Origin of the sequence: Nonomuraea sp. JJY05, from assembly GCF_043496855.1 — a bacterium.
GTDB lineage: Bacteria > Actinomycetota > Actinomycetes > Streptosporangiales > Streptosporangiaceae > Nonomuraea.
The window spans coordinates 107,307-123,841 of the sequence record NZ_JBIEIS010000018.1 but is presented as its reverse complement, the minus strand read 5'-3'; the positions used below and the strand labels follow the sequence as shown (position 1 = coordinate 123,841).

The following is a 16,535-nucleotide window of genomic DNA, read 5'->3' as shown; positions in this document are numbered from 1 at the left end:
GTCATGGTATGAGGAGCAGTTTCCCTGTCGTCCGGCGGGCCGCCAGGTCCTCGTGCGCCTGATGTGCCTCGGCCAGCGGGTAGCGGTGGGAGATGTTGATGGTGAGCTGTCCCGACTTGATCCAGCCGAACAGGTCGGAGGCGCGCTGGAGCAGCTCCTCGCGCTCGGCTATGTAGTGGACGAGCGTGGGCCTGGTGAGGAAGAGCGAGCCCTTCCGGTTGAGGATCTGGGGGTCGATCGGCGGGACCGGGCCGCTGGCGGCGCCGTACAGGGCCATGAGGCCGCGCGGCCGCAGCGCCTCGAGCCCGCCCTCGAACGTGGCCTTGCCGACGCCGTCGTACACCACGTCGATCTTGTCCCGCAGCGCCTCGGCGAAGTCGTCGTAGCGCAGCACCTCGTCGGCGCCGGCCGCCCTGGCCAGCTTCTCCTTCTCGCTGCTGGAGACGGTGGTGTGGACCTTGGCGCCCTTGAGCTTGGCCAGCTGGATGAGCAGCTGCCCCATGCCGCCGGCTCCGGCGTGGACGAGCACCTCGTCGCCTTCGCGTACCTCGTGGGTGGAGTGGGTGAGGTAGTGGGCGGTCAGCCCCTGCAGCATCGCCGCCGCGGCCACGTCGGCCGGGACGCCGTCGGGCACCGGCACCGCCCGGACCGCCGGGATCACCGCCTTCTCGGCGTAGCTGCCCAGGACGTTGACCCAGACCACGGTGTCGCCCACGGCCAGCCTCTGCACCCCCGGCCCGACGGCCGAGACCGTGCCCGCGCCCTCGGAGCCGATGGGGGTGGGCAGGTCGAGCGGGTACGCGCCGGAGCGGTGGTAGATGTCGATGAAGTTGACGCCGACGGCGGCGACGTCGACCACGATCTCCCCTTCGCCGGGTACGGGATCGGGCCGCTCGACGTATTCGAGAACCTCTGGACCGCCAGGGGCGGAGACGATGATGGCATGCATGACGACTAGTCAACTCCGTGCGTGCGGGGAAAGGCCACTCAGGGTGGGGCATGTACGTGGTGTGCTCGACCCTGCGCGGTGAGCGGCAGGTCGGTAAGCTTGCCCGGCGTGAGCGGTGAAACCTCCCACATCGGGCGCTACAGGTTGCTCAGCGTGCTGGGTCGGGGCGGCATGGGCACGGTCCATCTGGCCGAGGATCCGGCCGGGCAGCGGGTCGCCGTCAAAGTGATCAACCCGGAGCTGACCCAGCACGAGCAGTTCCGCATGCGGTTCCGCAGGGAGGCGGACGCCGCCCAGCGGGTGCGCAGGTTCTGCACGGCCGCGGTGATCGAGGCCGCGCTCGACGGCGACCAGCTCTACGTCGTCACCGAATACGTGCCGGGCCCCAACCTCGAGGCCGCCGTACGCCAGTCTGGCCCCCTGCGCGGCTCCAGCCTCGACGCGCTGGCTGTCAGCGTGGCCACCGCGCTGACCGCCATCCACGGCGCCGGTGTGGTGCACCGGGACCTCAAGCCGTCCAACGTGCTGCTGTCGCCCGTCGGCCCGCGCGTGATCGACTTCGGCATCGCGCGGGCGCTCGACACGCTCGGAGGCGTCACCGGCACCGGCGAGCTGGTGGGCACGCCCCGCTACATGGCCCCCGAGGTGCTGCGGGGCGAGCCCGTGTCCCCGGCCTGCGACGTGTTCTCGTGGGGGTGCCTGGTCGCGTTCGCCGCCAGCGGCAGGGCGCCCTTCGGGGGCGACACGCTGCCCTCGATCGTCTACCAGGTGCTCAACACCGAGCCGGATCTCAGCGACGTCGAGCCCGGCCTGCGCGAGCTGGTCGGAGCCGCGCTGTGCAAGGACCCGGCCGCGCGGCCCACCGCGCAGCAGCTGCTCGACCAGCTCGTCGGGCGGTCGGCCGGGCCCGAGCAGGCGGCGCACACCGTACAGGTGGCCTGGCAGCAGGCCACGGCGCCGTACACGTCCGTCCAGCAGCCGTCCAAGGGCAACCGCACCAAGCTGATCGCGGGGGTCGCGGCGGCGGCCGCGGCGGTGCTCGTGGCGGGCTCCGTGGCCGCTTGGGCGGTGTTCAGTCCCAGCGGGCCGCCCGACATGAGCGTTCTCTACCGCGAGGACTTCACGCAGACCTCCGGCGGCTGGAACGGCGTCTACGACCCGGACGAGACGGCCAGCTACGGCTACCGGACGGACGGGACGTACGGGCTGGATGTGGAGAAGGGGTCCGAAGAGCGGTGGGCGAAGGCGCCCATCCCCTTCCTCATAGCCAAGCCGACCACCACGCCTGAGCCGTCGGCCACGCCCACGCCGATGTTGCCCTCGTCCGTCGTCGTGGCCGTCACCGCCGAGGTCAAGAAGTCCGTCGGGAGCGGCGAGTACGGCGTTTACTGCCACAACGTGGACGATGACGACACGTACTACGAGTTCGCGCTCGACACGACCGGGAAGGCCAGGATCCGGCGGATCGTGGACGGATCGGGCGGGACGCTGGCCCAGCCGGTGCAGGTGGACGGGCTGCCCGGCAAGGCCCGGCTGGTGGCGGCGTGCGAGCAGGTCGGCTCGGCGGTGCGGCTGACGATGTGGGTGAACGATCGGCGGGTGCACCAGGTGGAGGACCCTAACGGGCTCGGGAACGGCTATGTGGGGCTGTTCGCGCGTACGCCCAAGGACGAGACGTCGCTGCTGAAGACGACGTTCGACGACTTCGAACTACGCGGCCAGAAGGAGCCCTGACCGGCGGGGGCGGGCTCACAGAGCACCGGCGCGGGCCGCGGCTCATAGAGCATCGGCCCTGGTGGCGGCTCACAGAACACGGGCCCGGCAGCGGCCCACAGAGCATCGGCCCTGGCGGCCGCTCACAGAACACCGGCGCGGGCGGCGGCAAGGGCCGCGTCGGCGGCACGATCGGCGTCCCGCTCGGTGACCGGCTCATGCGCTACGAACAACCGGTAGTAAACGGGCGCGACCGCCACCCTGATCACTTCCCTGACATCCACGACGTCAGGCAGCTCGCCGCGTGCGACCGCCCGCCGCACCACCTCGGCCGACTGCTCGTGCCGGGCCGTGAAGAACTCGTGCAGCGCCCGCGCCGCGTCGGGATCCTGTACGGCCGCCGCCACGAACGCCGACGACACCGGCCCCAGCTCCGGGTCGTCGAATCCGCTGCGCACCAGCTGGACGATGCCCCTCAGGTCGCCCTCGATCGAGCCCGTGTCGGGGATGGGCCACGGCTCGTCCCTGGCCAGCTCCAGGGCGTCGGAGATCAGCCCCGCGACGCTGCCCCAGCGCCGGTAGACGGTCGTCTTGTGCACCCCTGACCGCTCGGCCACATTTTCCACCGTCAGACCCCGGTATCCGTGCTCGGCCAGCTCGGCGAGGGTGGCCTGCCGTACGGCGTCCCGGACCCGGGCGCTTCGTCCGCCCGGCCGCTTGTTCGACTCCAAAAACTACTCCAGTTGCGTTAGCATCTCCCGCGTGGCACACTAAAGCTACAACAGTTGCGATTGGAGTTCCATCCTGATCAGCCTTCGAGGGGTTTTCAAGTCGTACGGCGAGCGAGCCGTCCTCGCTGACGTGTCCATGTCCGTGAAGCCCGGCGAGCGCGTGGGCATCGTCGGCGAGAACGGCTCGGGCAAGTCCACGCTGCTGCGGTTGCTGGCCGGGGTCGAGTCGCCCGACGACGGCGAGGTGGCCCTGGCCGACGACACCGGCTATCTCCGGCAGACGCTCGACCTGCCGCCCAGCCACACGGTCGCGCAGGCCGTCGACGCCGCCCTGGCCGGCCTGCGCGCCATGGAGCGCCGGATCCGCGAGCTGGAGTCGGCGCTCACCGACGACGTCATGGCGGAGTACGGTGAGCTGCTCACGGCGTACGAGCTGCGCGGCGGCTACGAGGCGGACGCGCGGGTCGACAAGGCCTTCCATGGGCTGGGGCTGTCCCACGTGGGCCGCGACCGGCCGCTGTCCAGCCTGTCGGGCGGGGAGCGCGCACGCCTCGGCCTGGCCTGCGTCCTGGCCGCCGCGCCCAAGGTCCTGCTGCTCGACGAGCCGACCAACCACCTCGACGAGTCGGCTCTGACCTGGCTCGAAGCCCGGCTGCGCGAGCACCGGGGCACGGTCGTCGTGGTCTCCCACGACCGCGTCTTCCTCGACCGGGTGGCCACAGCAGTGCTCGAGGTCGAGCACGCGGCGATCACCCGGTTCGGCGGCGGCTACACCGGCTTCCTGGCCGCCAAGGCCGCCGCTCGGGCCCGTTGGGAGCAGTCCTATGCGGCGTGGTGCGAGGAGGTGCGGCAGGTGCGCGACTACGCGGCCACGACCGCCCACCGGGTGGCCGCGGGGCGGCCGATGCGCGACAACAACAAGATGGCCTACGACCGCAACGCCGGGCGGGTGCAGAGCACGGTGGCCGGCCGAGTCCGCAACGCACACGAGCGCCTACGCCGACTGGAGGCCGACCCCGTCCCCCGACCCCCGGCCCCACTCCGCTTCCACGGCACCTTCACCACCACCCCCGCCCTCCCCGACTCCCCACACCCCGTCGACACCACGGCGACCGCCGCCTCCGAGTACTCGGGCCTCTCGCACGCTGTCGACACCGCCGCCGCCTCCGAGCTCTCCGGCCTCTCGCACGCCGTCGACACCACCGCAGTCCCTGAGGCCTCCGGCCTCTCACACGCCGTCGACACCACCGCAGCCCCTGAGGCCTCCGGTACCGCACACACCGGTGACACCACCGCCACCCCCGCCCCAGGCCACGCCGCCAACGCAGCACCCGAGCCCACCCCGGAACGCCGGCCCGGCACACGCCGCAGCCCTGATACGACACGCGAGCCGGGTTCGATCCATGAGCCCGCCCCGGGACGCGCACCCGGGACGAGAGGCGCCGCTGCTGTGGGACGCGTGCCCGGCGCGAGCCGCGAGGCCGGTCCGAGACACGCGCCTGTCGTGCGACGCGCCCCGGAGGCGGGATGCGAGCCCAACCTGCGTCATGAGCCTGGCCGGAGTCATGACCCCGGTCCTGGACGCGCCCCTGCCGCCGGACATGAACTCGGTCTCGGACATCAGCGTGCGGGACATGAGCTCGGTCTCGGACATCAGCGTGCGGGACATGAGCTCGGTCTCGGACATCAGCGTGCCGGACATGAGCTCGGTCTCGGACACCAGCGTGCCGGACATGAGCTCGGTCTCGGACACCAGCGTGCTGGACACGGGCATGGGGCCGGACACGACCGTGCCCAAGCTCGCGTGCTCGTGGAGCTGCGCGATGTCCGGGTCGGCGACCGGTTGCACGTCCCCTCCCTGACCGTCGAAGCCGGTGACCGGTTGCTGGTCCGCGGGGCCAACGGCGCGGGCAAGTCGACGCTGCTCCAGGCCATGGCCGAGCACGCCCAGGCAAGGGTCGGCCACCTGCCGCAGGAGGCGACGTTCGACCCCGACCTGACCGTCCTGGACGCCTACAGCCACAACCACGGCTATGCGGACGAGCGGCGCGCGGCTCTGCTGAGCACCGGCCTCTTCAAGCCCCGGACCCTCGACCAGAAGGTGGGCACGCTGTCCGTAGGGCAGCGGCGCAGGCTGGCGCTGGCCCGGCTGCTGGCGCAGGAGTACGACCTCCTCCTGCTCGACGAGCCGACCAACCACCTGTCGCTGGTCCTGGCCGAGGAGATCGAGCAGGCACTCGACGACTACCGCGGCGGGCTCGTCGTGGTGTCGCACGACCGCGCCCTCATCCGGCGCTTCCGGGGGACCGAGATCACGTTGGCAGGAGGACGCATATGTTGAGCCGCACAGGATCGACCAGTGAAGGACCGCAGATGGTGATCGAAATCAATGAAGGCGCGCCATACGGCATCGCCACCGGGCCGGATGGGGCGCTCTGGTTCACGCTCGTCCACGAAGGGCGCGTCGCCAGGATGGTGCCGGGCCAGAAGCCGGTGATCCATCAGCTCGATCCAGCCGACGGGCAGCCGACCGTGATCACTCCGGGTCCGGACGGGGCGATGTGGTTCGCGGAGGGCAAGGGCGGCCGGGTCTCCCGGATCACCGCTGATGGGCAGGTGACCTCCTATGAGGCGGACTCGCCGTACGGGATCGTCGCCGGGCCCGACGGAGCCATGTGGTTCACCCAGATGGGGACCGGCCGGATCGGACGTATCGGGCCCGGCGGGGAGCGGACGGAGTTCGAGGTGCCGGTGGAGGGCGGTATGCCCGCCTTCATCACGGCGGGGCCGGACGATGCCCTCTGGTTCACGATCAACCAGGGCAATGCCATTGGGCGGATCTCGCTGGCGGGCGAGGTGACCGTTCACCCGCTCCCTACGGAGGGCGCCGCCCCGGTGGGCATCACGCTGGGGCCGGACGGGGCGCTCTGGTTCGTGGAGATCGGCGCTGGCCAGGTCGGGCGGATCGACACCGCCGGAAAGATCACCGAATACCCTCTGCCCGACCGGGTCGCACGACCGCACGCGATCGTCACCGGTCCCGACGGCGCCCTCTGGTTCACCGAGTGGGCCGCCGACCGCCTCGGCCGCATCACCACCGACGGCACCATCGAATCGCACCCGCTCCCAACCGGACTGCAGCCGGGGGACGATGGCGCTCGGAAGGCCGAGCCGCACGGGCTGATGGTCGGGCCGGACGGGGCGATCTGGGTGGCCCTGGAGGCGGGCGCCCTGGCCCGCATCAGCATCGACTGAGGAACCACGACATCCTCAGCGACCTCACCGGCTCACCGGCAACCGATCGCCGATCGCCGATCACACTACTCACCCCTCCAACACTCACCCCCACCGTGCGCCTGGCACCGCGCACCCGGCATCGCGCACCCGGCCTGTTCAGCGGGCTCGGCTAAGCGGGCTCGGCTCACCCGGCACCGTTCACCGGGCTTGGTTCAGCGGCTTGGTTCAGCGGGCTTGGCTCGCCGGGCTCGGCTCACCCCGCACCGCGCACCGGGCTTGGCTCCCCGGGCTCGGCTCACCCCGCACCGGGCACCGGGCTTGGCTCAGCGGGCTCGGGTAGGGCCTTTGCTGGGGGCGAGGGCTGGGGCTGACGGGGGGCGGGGAGCGGGGCGTGAGTGGTGTGGTGCGGCGTGCGCGGTGAGCCGTCGGTTGCATGGTCGCCACCAGGGATCCGTTGATCTTGGGGTTCGCCGGTCGCGAGGTTGCCGGGTGGCGGTTATCGGTCGTTGGGCTCCGGTGGGTGGTTGGCGGTCAGGAGGTGGGTCAGCGACGGCAGGCCCTTCTCCGGGGACGTCACCAGGACGCGGCACCCCGCGGCCGTGGCGGCGGCGATGCCCGTGGGGCTGTCCTCGACGGCGACGCAGCGGGCGGGAGTCGTGCCGAGCCGGCGGGCCGCCTCCAGGTACGGGTCCGGGTACGGCTTGCCGCGGGCCGTGTCCTCGTTCGCGATCACCAGGTCGAACGGGTGCCCGAGCCGCGGCAGCACCAGCTCCACGATGGCCCGGGGCGAGGCGCTGACCAGGGCCGTCGGGATGGCGGTGGCGGCCAGCTCGGCCAGGAGCTCCGATGCCCCCGGCGTGACCTTCACGCCCTGCTCGATGAGGTCGGCGAAGGCGTCCGTGAGCTGCCTGACCACCTCGGTCATGAGGGCAGGGACGGAGGGAGCGGGGGTGAGGAGGTGGGCGGCTACGTCCTCGACCGTGCGGCCGAGCACGTACGGCATGTCCTCCGCCCCCAAAGGCCGGCCGAGGGAGGCGGCGATGGAGGCGGTGGCCTGCCACCACAGCCCTTCGGTGTCGACCAGGGTGCCGTCCATGTCGAACAGGACGGCATCCGGGCCGGCGTGCTCAGATCGCATCGGCCGCCACGACCGGGGCCGGGACCGTGACGGTGCGGGGCGCCACCAGGACGGGCCGGTCCACCAGGCGGACGGTGACCCGCGTTCCGGGGGTGAGGCGGGCCCCCTCGTGGCCGGGGACGTCGGCCAGGACCTCCCCGCCCTCCACCGCCACCCGGAGGCGGACGGAGGCGCCGCGGAAGGAGGCGGCGAGCACCTGGGCGGGACCGTCCTCGACCGGGACGACCTTGACGGCCTCCGGACGGATCAGGACGTCCACGGACGGATCCGCGGGCACCTGGCCGTCGACCGGCAGGAGCTGGCGGAGCACCGTGACCTGGTCACCGGAGACCTGGCCGGCGAGGTGGTTCATGGTGCCGACGAACTCCGCCACGAAGGGGGTGGCCGGGCGGTCGTAGATCTCGGCGGGCGAGCCGACCTGTTCGAGCCGCCCGTCGCGCAGCACCGCCACCTGGTCCGCGATCGACAGCGCCTCCTCCTGGTCATGGGTCACGAAGATGGTGGTGATGCCCAGGTCGAGCTGGAGGCGGCGGATCTCCTCGCGCAGCGACACGCGCACTTTCGCGTCCAGCGCCGACAGCGGCTCGTCCAGCAGCAGCACCCGGGGTTCCAGGGCGAGCGCGCGGGCCAGGGCGACGCGCTGCTGCTGGCCCCCGGAGAGCTGGTGCGGGTAGCGGTCGGCGTGCGAGGGGAGGCCGACCAGTTCGAGTAGCTCGTCCGCCTTCTTCCGTCTGGTGGCCGTCGCCACCTTGCGGACGCGCAGGCCGAAGGCCACGTTGTCGCGGGCGTTCAGGTTGGGGAAGAGGGAGTAGGACTGGAAGACCATGCCCGCGTCCCGCTTGTTGGCCGGTACGTCCGTGATGTCCCGGCCGTCCACGAGCACCGCCCCCGAGTCAGGCCGCTCGAAGCCGGCCACGCAACGCAGCGCGGTCGTCTTCCCGCAGCCCGAGGGCCCCAGCAGCGCGACGAACTCGCCGGGCGCGACGATGAGGTCGAAGCCGTCCAGCGCGACCGTCTTGCCGAACACCCGCCGCAGCGCGCGGAACTCCACCGATGCGGTCATTTGTTTCTCTCCTTACCGAACGCCGAGGACACGGCGAGCAGCAGCAGCCAGATGAGCAGGAGGCTGAGGATCGACACCGCGACCGAGAGCTGCCCCTTGGAGCCGGCGACGGTCACGATCCACACCGCGAACGGCTCGTACCCCAGCAGGCTGGCCACGGTGTATTCGCCCAGCACGAGGGCCAGGGTCAGGAACGACGCGCTGGCCAGGGCCGAGCGCAGGTTCGGCATGACCACCCTGACCAGCACGTACGGCCACGAGGCGCCCAGGTTGCGGGCCGCCTCCACCAGCGTTCGCACGTCCATGGCGCGCAGCCCCGCGTCCAGCGACCGGTAGACGAACGGCAGCACGAGCACCACGTACGCCAGCACCAGCACCACGGGGAACGCCGGGTCCTGGACCGCGATCAGCGTGGCCCAGAACGGCGTCGGAGCCAGCACGTCGGTCCCGGTGCGCAGCGACGTGCCGATCCCGGCCACGAAGGTGATGGGCGGCACCACCAGGGGCAGCGTGCACAGCACCTCCATCAGCGGGCGCAGCCGCGGCGCGAAGAGCCGTACGGCCAGCATCGCGGGCAACGCCAGCAGCAGCACCAGCACGATCGTGGCGACGGCCAGCGACAGCGACAGCAGCAGCGAGCGCACGAACCCGTCGGCCGTCAGCAGCGAGCCGTAGGCCGCGAACGACACCCCCGTGGCCGGGGTGTGGATCGTGTACCAGAACGAGGCCCCGAGCGGGATCAGGAAGTAGGCCGCGGCCAGGAGGAACACCGCACCGCGCCACAGGCGAGGGCGCGAGGAGCCTCCCGAGATGCGCTCCAGGCCGGTCAGTGCAGCCATCGGGAGCTCCTCTTCTGCAGCGGCAGGTAGATCGCCATCACGAGCCCGGCCACCACGACCATGTCGAGGCTGAGGGCCAGCGCGATGTTCTCGTAGCCGATCAGCACGTCGCCGGTGAGCGCGCTGGCGATCTTCAACGTGACGAGCGGGACGACGGTCCCGACCATGGCGTTGGCTGTGGCGTACGCGGAGAAGGCCGACCCGAAGAGCAGCACCACCCCGCCCAGCATCGACGGCGTCAGCACCGGCAGCGCGACGAAGCGCCAGTAGTGCCAGGCGGTGGCCCCGTTGTTGGCCGCCGCCTCGCGCCACTGCGGCCGCAGCCCGTCCAGCGCGGGCGCCATGACCAGCACCATCAGCGGGATCGAGAAGTACAGGTAGGTCACCACCAGGCCCCAGAACGTGTAGAGCGAGCCGGACGGCAGCCCGACCAGGCCGCTGACCACGCCGGAGTTGCCGAGCGTGGCGATCCAGAAGAACGCCAGCGGCACCCCGCCGAAGTTGGCCAGCACGCCGGAGGCCGTCAGCACGGCCTCGCGCAGCAACGTGAGGCGGGAGGTGACGACGGCGTACGCGAGGAACGTCCCCAGCACGGCACCCAGCAGGGCGACCACCGCGGACAGCTTCACGCTGCCGAGCATCGCGACGAGGTAGCCGCCCTGCAGGCTCTGCGACAGGTTGGCCAGGCTCGGCCGCCCCTGCGCCGTGAACGCCCCCGCCACCAGCGCGATGGCGGGGACGCCGAAGACGAGCGCGAAGAAGGCCAGCAGCGGCAGCGCCCCGAGCCAGCCCTTCGAACCGGAGCGGTTCATCCCGAGATCGCGGCGTCCCAGCCGCCGGCGAGCTTGGCCTTGGCCGCGTCCACCTGCTGGCTGGTCGGGAAGGTGGGCGTGCCCTCCACCGAAGGCAGCTTCTCCGCCAGGGCCTTGTCCACGGTGCCGTCGGAGGTCATCGAGGGCAGCAGGACGGGACGGGCGAAGCCCTTGAGGAAGAGGTTCTGGCCCTCGGCGCTGTAGAGGTACTCCTGCCACAGCCTGGCGGCCGCCGGGTGCGGGGCGTCCTTGTTGATGGCCTGGGCGTACATCTGGAAGTACTTGCCGTCGGAGGGGATGTTCACCTTCCAGTCGAGGCCCTTGGCGGCCATCTGGGGCGCGTAGGCGGAGTTGTTGTAGTCCCAGTCGATGCTGATCTGGGTCTCGCCCTTCTCGATGGTCGCGGGCGTGGTCTCCACCGGGTTGTAGTTGCCCGAGTCCTTCAGCTTCTTGAAGAAGTCGATGCCGGGCTGGATGTCGTCGAAGGAGCCGCCGTTGGCGAGGGCGGCGGCGTACACGCCGGCGAAGGCAGAGCCGGCCTTGGTCGGGTTGCCGTTCATCGCGACCTTGCCCTTGTACTCGGGCTTGAGCAGGTCGGCGAAGCTCGTCGGGCACGTGGTGATCTTCTTGGCGTCGCAGCCGATGGACACGTAGCCGCCGTAGTCGTTGACCCAGAGCCCGGTGCTCTCCTTCTGCCCCTCGGGGATCTTGTCGAAGGACTGCACCTTGTACGGCGCGAACAGGCCCTCGCCGGCTCCGCTGATCGCGAACGACTGGCCGAGGTCGAGCACGTCGGGGGCGCGGTCCTGGCCCTTGCGCGTCTTGACCGCGTTGATCTCGTCGGCGCTGGCCGCGTCGGGCGTCTCGCTCTCGATCTTGATGCCGTACTTGGCCTGGAACTTCTGGATGATCTCCCCGTAGTTCGCCCAGTCGGGCGGAAGGGCGATGACGTGGAGATTTCCCTCCTTCTTGGCCGCCTCGACGAGCTTGTCGAGACCGCCGAAGTCCGCCGCCGAGGTGGCGGTGGCCGCGTTCGGACCGGAGGCTGAGGACGCGGTGGACTGCTGGGTGCCGGGCGCGGCGCCGCACGCCGCGGTGACTACGGTAAGGGCTGCGGCAAGGCCGGCCGCACGGGCGCGAGGTGTGAACACGACGCCTCCACTTTCAGGGGGTGTGGAAGGAACCTAAGGGAACTTGTACAAACAAGCGAGCACCAGTAAGTCGCATGAATGTTGCTCTTTCATGAATGGGAAGGGTCGCTGATGGTTGCCCGCTATGAACTGATCGCCGATGATCTTCGGAACGAGATCGTCTCCGGTGCCCTCCCGGTCGGTTCGCAGCTCCGGAGCGAGGCTGAGCTGGCCGAACGCTACCGGGCGGCCCGTGGCACCGTGCGCCAGGCGGTGGCCGTGCTCGCCGCCGAGGGCCTGGTCGGCTCCCGGCAGGGGGCCAGGCGCATCGTGCTCGGCAGGGCGCGCAGCCAGAGCTTCGCCGAACTGCACAGCTTCGCGCAGTGGGCGCGCGCGAACGGCTACCGCTTCGGCGGCCAGGTGATCAGCCAGCGCCGCAGGCCCGCGAGCGCCGCCGAGTCGGCCAGGCTCGGCCCCGGCGAGGTCCTGGAGGTGCTGCGGCTGCGCTCGCTGGAGGATGAGCCCGTCCTGCTGGAGCGCACCGTGTACGCCGGGTGGGTGGCCGCCGCCGTCGAGGGGATCCCGGCCGACTGCGAGTCCGTCACCGAGGCCCTGTACGACTCGATCGGCCTCGTGTTCGCCTACGGCGAGCACCTCATCGACGCGGTGTCGGCCGGCGCCGAGGACGCCCGCCTGCTGGGGGTCCGCAGGGGAAGCCCGCTCCTGCGCCAGCGCCGGGTCACGACCACGCACGAGGGCCGTCCGGTGGAGTCCTCGGACGACCGCTACCGGGCGGGCAGCGTGGCCTTCAGCATCCGCAACTCGATCGGCGCCAACCCTCTCGTGAGACAGGCCGGCGACTTGCGCTCGGGGCGCTGAGAACATATGTTCGACATATAAGCGCCCGCCTTCCCCCGGGTGGCTCAGCATAACGACCAGAGCCGCGGGGAGAAGCGTCTTGAGCAGACTCTATGGCGATCCGATAGAGGTGTGGACCCGGGACGGGGAGCCGACCCAGTTCGTCTGGCGAGACCGGCTCTATCTCGTCCGCCGGGTCCTCGACCACTGGGTGGTCGCACGCGAGTGGTGGAAGACCAGCGAGGGTGATCCCGGTGAGCGCAAGTTCTGGCGGGTGGAGGCCAGCCCCGGGCGTGAGGTGGGCTCGTACGAGTTGCGGTACGACACCGCCGGCAACGCCTGGTTGCTGCTGAGGGCGTGGGACTGATGGCGGCGCCGTTCCCGCACCTCAACGTGTGCTCCGCGTACTCCATGCGCTACGGCACGGCCTTCCCGTGGGCGCTGGTGAGCCGGGCGGTCGAGCACGGGATGGACGTCCTCGCCCTGACCGACCGCGACGGGCTCTACGGCGCGATCAAGCACGCCCACGCGTGCGCGGCGGCCAGGATCTCCGCGGTCTTCGGCGTCAACCTGGCGCTCGACGCCCTGCCCCCGCTGCCGGGGTTCGGGGTGCCCGGGCTGGACCTGCCCGGGCGCCGCCGCCCGCCCGCCCCCAAGACCGGGCCGGACGCCGAGGACCGCGTCACGGTGCTGGCCCGCGCCAAGGGCTGGTCGCGCCTGTCCCGCCTGGTCACGGCCGCGCATTACGCGGGCGAGCGCGGCGCGCCCAAGGTGACCCGCGAGCTGATCGGGGAGTGGGCCGGCGGGCGCGACGACGGATACGGCGGCGACCACGGGTTCGGCGCCGAGGACGGCCTCGTGGTGCTGCTCGGCCCCAGGTCCGACGTGGGCCGCGCGGTGGCCGAGCGGCGCGACGAGCACGCCAGGATGCTGCTCGGCCTCTGGCGCGCCGCGGTGCCCGGTGTGGTGATCGAGCTGGTCGACCAGTACGGCTACCGCGACGCCACCACGGCCGTGCGCATGCTCGGGCTGGCCGAGTCCATGGGCGTGCCGGCCGTGCTGACCAACGCGGTGCGCTACCTCGACCCGGTCGACCACCAGGTCGGCGACGTGCTCGACGCGGCCCGCCAGCTCGTCCCGCTGCACCCGCGCCACCTCGACCGCACCACCTCCCACGCCTACCTCAAGGGCACCAAGGAGATGCGGCAGGTGGCCAACAAGGTCTGCGGGGCGGACCAGGAACGGGTGTCGCGGCTGCTGTTCACGACCAGGCGGCTGGCCGAGGCGTGCGCGATGGAGCCGGAGGAGCTGCTCGCGCTGCGGAGCGACCCGCCCAACCTGCACCTGCCCGAGATCGGCCGCGACCCGGTGCCGCTGCTGCGCCACCGGGTGGAGGACGGGCTGATCTCGCGCGGCCTCGACCGCTCGGGCGACGCCAGGCGGCGCCTCCAGGACGAGATGGCCATCATCGAGCGCAAGCGCCTGTCCGGATATTTCATCGCCGTGGCCGGCATCACGGACATGATCCGCGGCATGGGCATCCGCTGCGCCATCCGCGGCTCGGGCGCGGGCAGCCTGGTCAACTACCTCATCGGCATCGGCGAGGTGAACCCCCTCGACCACGCCCTGCTCATGGAGCGCTTCCTGTCGGAGGGCCGCATCGGGCTGCCCGACATCGACGTGGACGTGGAGTCGGCCCGCCGCCTCGACTGCTACAAGGCCATCTTCGAGCGGTACGGCGAGGCCCGCGTGGCCTGCGTGTCCATGATGGAGACCTACCGGGCGCGCAGCGCCATCCGCGACGTCGCCGGGGCGATGGGCCTGCCGCCGCACGAGATCGACGCCATCGCCAAGGCGTTCCCGCACATCAGGGCCAAGCAGATCACCGCGTCCCTGCACGACCTGCCCGAGCTGCGCGACAGCCGGCTCGGCGAGGCGGGACTCGACCGGGTGTTCCGGCTGGCGGAGAGGCTCGACGGGCTGCCCAGGCACATCGCGATGCACCCGTGCGGCGTGCTGATCGGCAACGCGGGCCTGCACGACAGGACGCCGGTGGAGCGCAGCCTGCTGGAGTTCCCGATGTCGCAGTTCGACAAGGACGACGTGGAGGAGGCCGGGCTGCTCAAGCTCGACGTGCTGGGCGTGCGGATGCAGTCCGCGATGGCGTACGCGCTGAGCGAGATCAAGCGGGTGGACGACGTCGTGGTCGCACTGGACACCCAGCGCGGCGACGACGCCGCCATCCAGTACGTGCCCCACGACGACCAGGACACCTACGACATGATCTGCGCCAGCCGCACCCTCGGCTGCTTCCAGATCGAGTCGCCGGGGCAGCGCGAGCTGGTCGCCAAGCTGGAGCCGCGCACCCTCCACGACCTGATCGTGGACATCTCGCTGTTCAGGCCGGGCCCGGTCAACTCCGACATGGTCACCCCCTACCTGGAGGCCAGGCACGGGTGGCGGCAGCCGTACTACCCGCACGAGCGGCTGCGGGAGGCGCTGAAGGAGACGCACGGCGTCGTGGTGTTCCACGAGCAGGTGCTCAGGATCATCGAGGTGATGACGGGGCGGGACCTGTCGTTCGCCGAGAAGCTGCGGCGCACGCTGGACACGTCCGAGGGGCGGGAGCGGGTGCGCAAGACGTTCGTGCCCATGGCCAGGGCCAACGGGTTCGACGACGCGGCCGTCGAGCGGGCCTGGCAGGTGCTGGACGCGTTCGGGGCCTTCGGGTTCTGCAAGGCGCACGCGGCGGCGTTCGCGCTGCCCACGTACCAGTCGGCCTGGCTCAAGCGGCACCACGCGGCGGCGTTCTTCGCCGGGGTGCTCACGCACGAGCCGGGCATGTACCCGCCGCGCGTCATCATCGACGAGGCCAGGCAGTGCGGGGTCAAGATCCTGCCGCTCGACATCAACAAGTCGGGCAAGGACTGGCGGGTGGAGCGGCTGGGGCTGCGGGTGCGTCCCGCCGCGCTGGAGGGCGCCCCTTCCCCGGTGCGCAGGGAGTTCAAGGTCGGGGAGATCGGCAAGGGATACGCGTTGCGGGTGCCGTTCTCGGCGGTCAAGGGGGTGAGCGAGGCCGAGGTCGAACGCATGGTCACCGGGCAGCCGTACACGTCGCTGGCCGATTTCTGGGACCGCGCCCGGCCCTCGCGGCCGACCATCGAGCGGATCGTCCAGGTCGGCGGGCTGGACGCGCTCCACGACCTGCACCCGGGCGGGCCCCGCTGGCGTCCGGGCGTGCTGACCCGGCGCGACCTGATCGCCCAGGTGGGGGCCCTCGAACGGGGCTCGTCGATCGGCGTGCGGTCGGGCCCGCGCGCCTCCCAGCGCTACACCTCGCGTCCCGCCCGCGTGGCGGAACCGCCCTCGGTGCAGCTCCCGCTGGGCTTCACCGAGCATTTGCCGCCGGGGGAGCTGCCGGAGATGACGGAGACGGAGATGGTCGAGGCCGAGCTGGAGATCCTCGGCATCGACATCAGCCGCCACGTGATCAGCTTCTACGACGAGCTGCTCGACGCGCTCGGAGTGGTACGTTCCAGAGATCTCCTGAAGCAGCGCAACGGGGCGACGGTGCTGGTCGCGGGGGTCAAGGTGGCGACCCAGACGCCGGCGGTGCGCTCGGGGCAGCGGGTCATCTTCACCACGCTCGACGACTCGACGGGGCCGATCGACCTGACGTTCTTCGAGTCGGTGCAGGGGCGGTGCGCGGCCACGGTGTTCGGCTCGTGGCTCATGCTGGCCAGGGGAGTGGTCAGGCGCACGGGGACGCGGGCGGTGTCGATGCGCGCGGTGGCCTGCTGGGACCTCGTGGACCTCGACCGGCTCTGGCGCGCGGAGGGCATCGAGGCGGTCCGCGCCGTCCTCGCGCAGGCGCCGGAGCAGGTCGCGGGGGTGGGGGGCCGCAAGATCGAGTACGCCAACGGCTTCCGCCTCTCGCCCTACTCCGACCTCGGCCCCGCCGTCACCGACCCGCCCCGGCAGCTCTGGCACGCCAGCCCGGGCAGCTCCGGCCCCACCGCCGCCTGACCACCCCTTCTCCCGGCCCCTGCCCCGGCCGCCGTGGCG

13 protein-coding genes are annotated in these 16,535 nt (G+C 71.5%); 6 read left to right on the top strand and 7 right to left on the bottom strand.

Annotated features, from left to right (window positions below; translation table 11 throughout):
* Position 1: 1 nt before the first annotated feature.
* Positions 2–949, bottom strand: coding sequence for a quinone oxidoreductase family protein (locus ACFKCF_RS28240; protein WP_394498164.1), 948 nt, complete (start codon positions 947–949; stop codon positions 2–4).
* A 108-nt stretch (positions 950–1,057) separates the two neighbouring features.
* On the opposite strand from ACFKCF_RS28240, the gene ACFKCF_RS28235 reads away from it, so the two are divergent.
* Positions 1,058–2,683 carry a serine/threonine-protein kinase gene (locus ACFKCF_RS28235; protein WP_394498162.1) on the top strand — a complete coding sequence of 542 codons (1,626 nt, stop codon included), beginning with the start codon at positions 1,058–1,060 and terminating at the stop codon, positions 2,681–2,683.
* Between the two features lie 122 nt (positions 2,684–2,805).
* Here ACFKCF_RS28235 and ACFKCF_RS28230 read toward each other — a convergent pair whose 3' ends face one another.
* A complete protein-coding gene (locus ACFKCF_RS28230) occupies positions 2,806–3,393 on the bottom strand; it encodes a TetR/AcrR family transcriptional regulator (protein ID WP_364839135.1) in 588 nt (195 codons plus the stop codon).
* A gap of 130 nt (positions 3,394–3,523) precedes the next feature.
* Here ACFKCF_RS28230 and ACFKCF_RS28225 point away from each other — a divergent pair, with 130 nt between their 5' ends.
* Both ACFKCF_RS28225 and ACFKCF_RS28220 read left to right on the top strand, forming a co-directional pair.
* Positions 3,524–5,734 (top strand): ATP-binding cassette domain-containing protein, encoded by a 2,211-nt coding sequence (locus ACFKCF_RS28225; RefSeq protein ID WP_394498160.1) that lies wholly within the window; start codon positions 3,524–3,526, stop codon positions 5,732–5,734.
* Between the two features lie 32 nt (positions 5,735–5,766).
* On the top strand, positions 5,767–6,648 hold the full coding sequence (locus ACFKCF_RS28220) for a virginiamycin B lyase (RefSeq protein ID WP_394498158.1): 882 nt from the start codon (positions 5,767–5,769) through the stop codon (positions 6,646–6,648).
* 478 nt (positions 6,649–7,126) lie between these two features.
* On the opposite strand, the gene ACFKCF_RS28215 is transcribed toward ACFKCF_RS28220, so the two are convergent.
* The 5 genes from ACFKCF_RS28215 to ACFKCF_RS28195 are packed head-to-tail and all read right to left on the bottom strand — an operon-like array spanning position 7,127 to position 11,633.
* Positions 7,127–7,768, bottom strand: a complete 642-nt coding sequence (locus ACFKCF_RS28215) for an HAD family hydrolase (protein WP_394498157.1) — start codon at positions 7,766–7,768, stop codon at positions 7,127–7,129.
* The gene (locus ACFKCF_RS28210; RefSeq protein WP_394498155.1) at positions 7,758–8,831 is read right to left on the bottom strand and encodes an ABC transporter ATP-binding protein; all 1,074 of its coding nucleotides are present in this window, start codon (positions 8,829–8,831) and stop codon (positions 7,758–7,760) included. The genes ACFKCF_RS28215 and ACFKCF_RS28210 overlap by 11 nt, the downstream gene beginning before the upstream one ends.
* A complete protein-coding gene (locus tag ACFKCF_RS28205; protein ID WP_394498153.1) occupies positions 8,828–9,670 on the bottom strand; it encodes an ABC transporter permease in 843 nt (280 codons plus the stop codon). Before ACFKCF_RS28205 ends, ACFKCF_RS28210 begins: the two co-directional genes overlap by 4 nt.
* The gene (locus tag ACFKCF_RS28200; RefSeq protein WP_394498151.1) at positions 9,658–10,482 is read right to left on the bottom strand and encodes an ABC transporter permease; all 825 of its coding nucleotides are present in this window, start codon (positions 10,480–10,482) and stop codon (positions 9,658–9,660) included. Before ACFKCF_RS28200 ends, ACFKCF_RS28205 begins: the two co-directional genes overlap by 13 nt.
* Entirely contained in the window at positions 10,479–11,633 is a 1,155-nt protein-coding gene (locus ACFKCF_RS28195) for an ABC transporter substrate-binding protein (RefSeq protein ID WP_394498150.1), read from the bottom strand. Before ACFKCF_RS28195 ends, ACFKCF_RS28200 begins: the two co-directional genes overlap by 4 nt.
* Positions 11,634–11,744: 111 nt before the next feature.
* Here ACFKCF_RS28195 and ACFKCF_RS28190 point away from each other — a divergent pair, with 111 nt between their 5' ends.
* From ACFKCF_RS28190 to ACFKCF_RS28180, 3 genes are all read left to right on the top strand, one after another.
* Positions 11,745–12,491, top strand: a complete 747-nt coding sequence (locus tag ACFKCF_RS28190; RefSeq protein WP_394498148.1) for a GntR family transcriptional regulator — start codon at positions 11,745–11,747, stop codon at positions 12,489–12,491.
* A gap of 79 nt (positions 12,492–12,570) precedes the next feature.
* A complete protein-coding gene (locus tag ACFKCF_RS28185; RefSeq protein WP_185067348.1) occupies positions 12,571–12,837 on the top strand; it encodes a DUF6504 family protein in 267 nt (88 codons plus the stop codon).
* Complete coding sequence (locus ACFKCF_RS28180; RefSeq protein WP_394498321.1) at positions 12,837–16,496, top strand: DNA polymerase III subunit alpha; 3,660 nt, start codon at positions 12,837–12,839, stop codon at positions 16,494–16,496. Before ACFKCF_RS28185 ends, ACFKCF_RS28180 begins: the two co-directional genes overlap by 1 nt.
* Positions 16,497–16,535 lie beyond the last annotated feature (39 nt).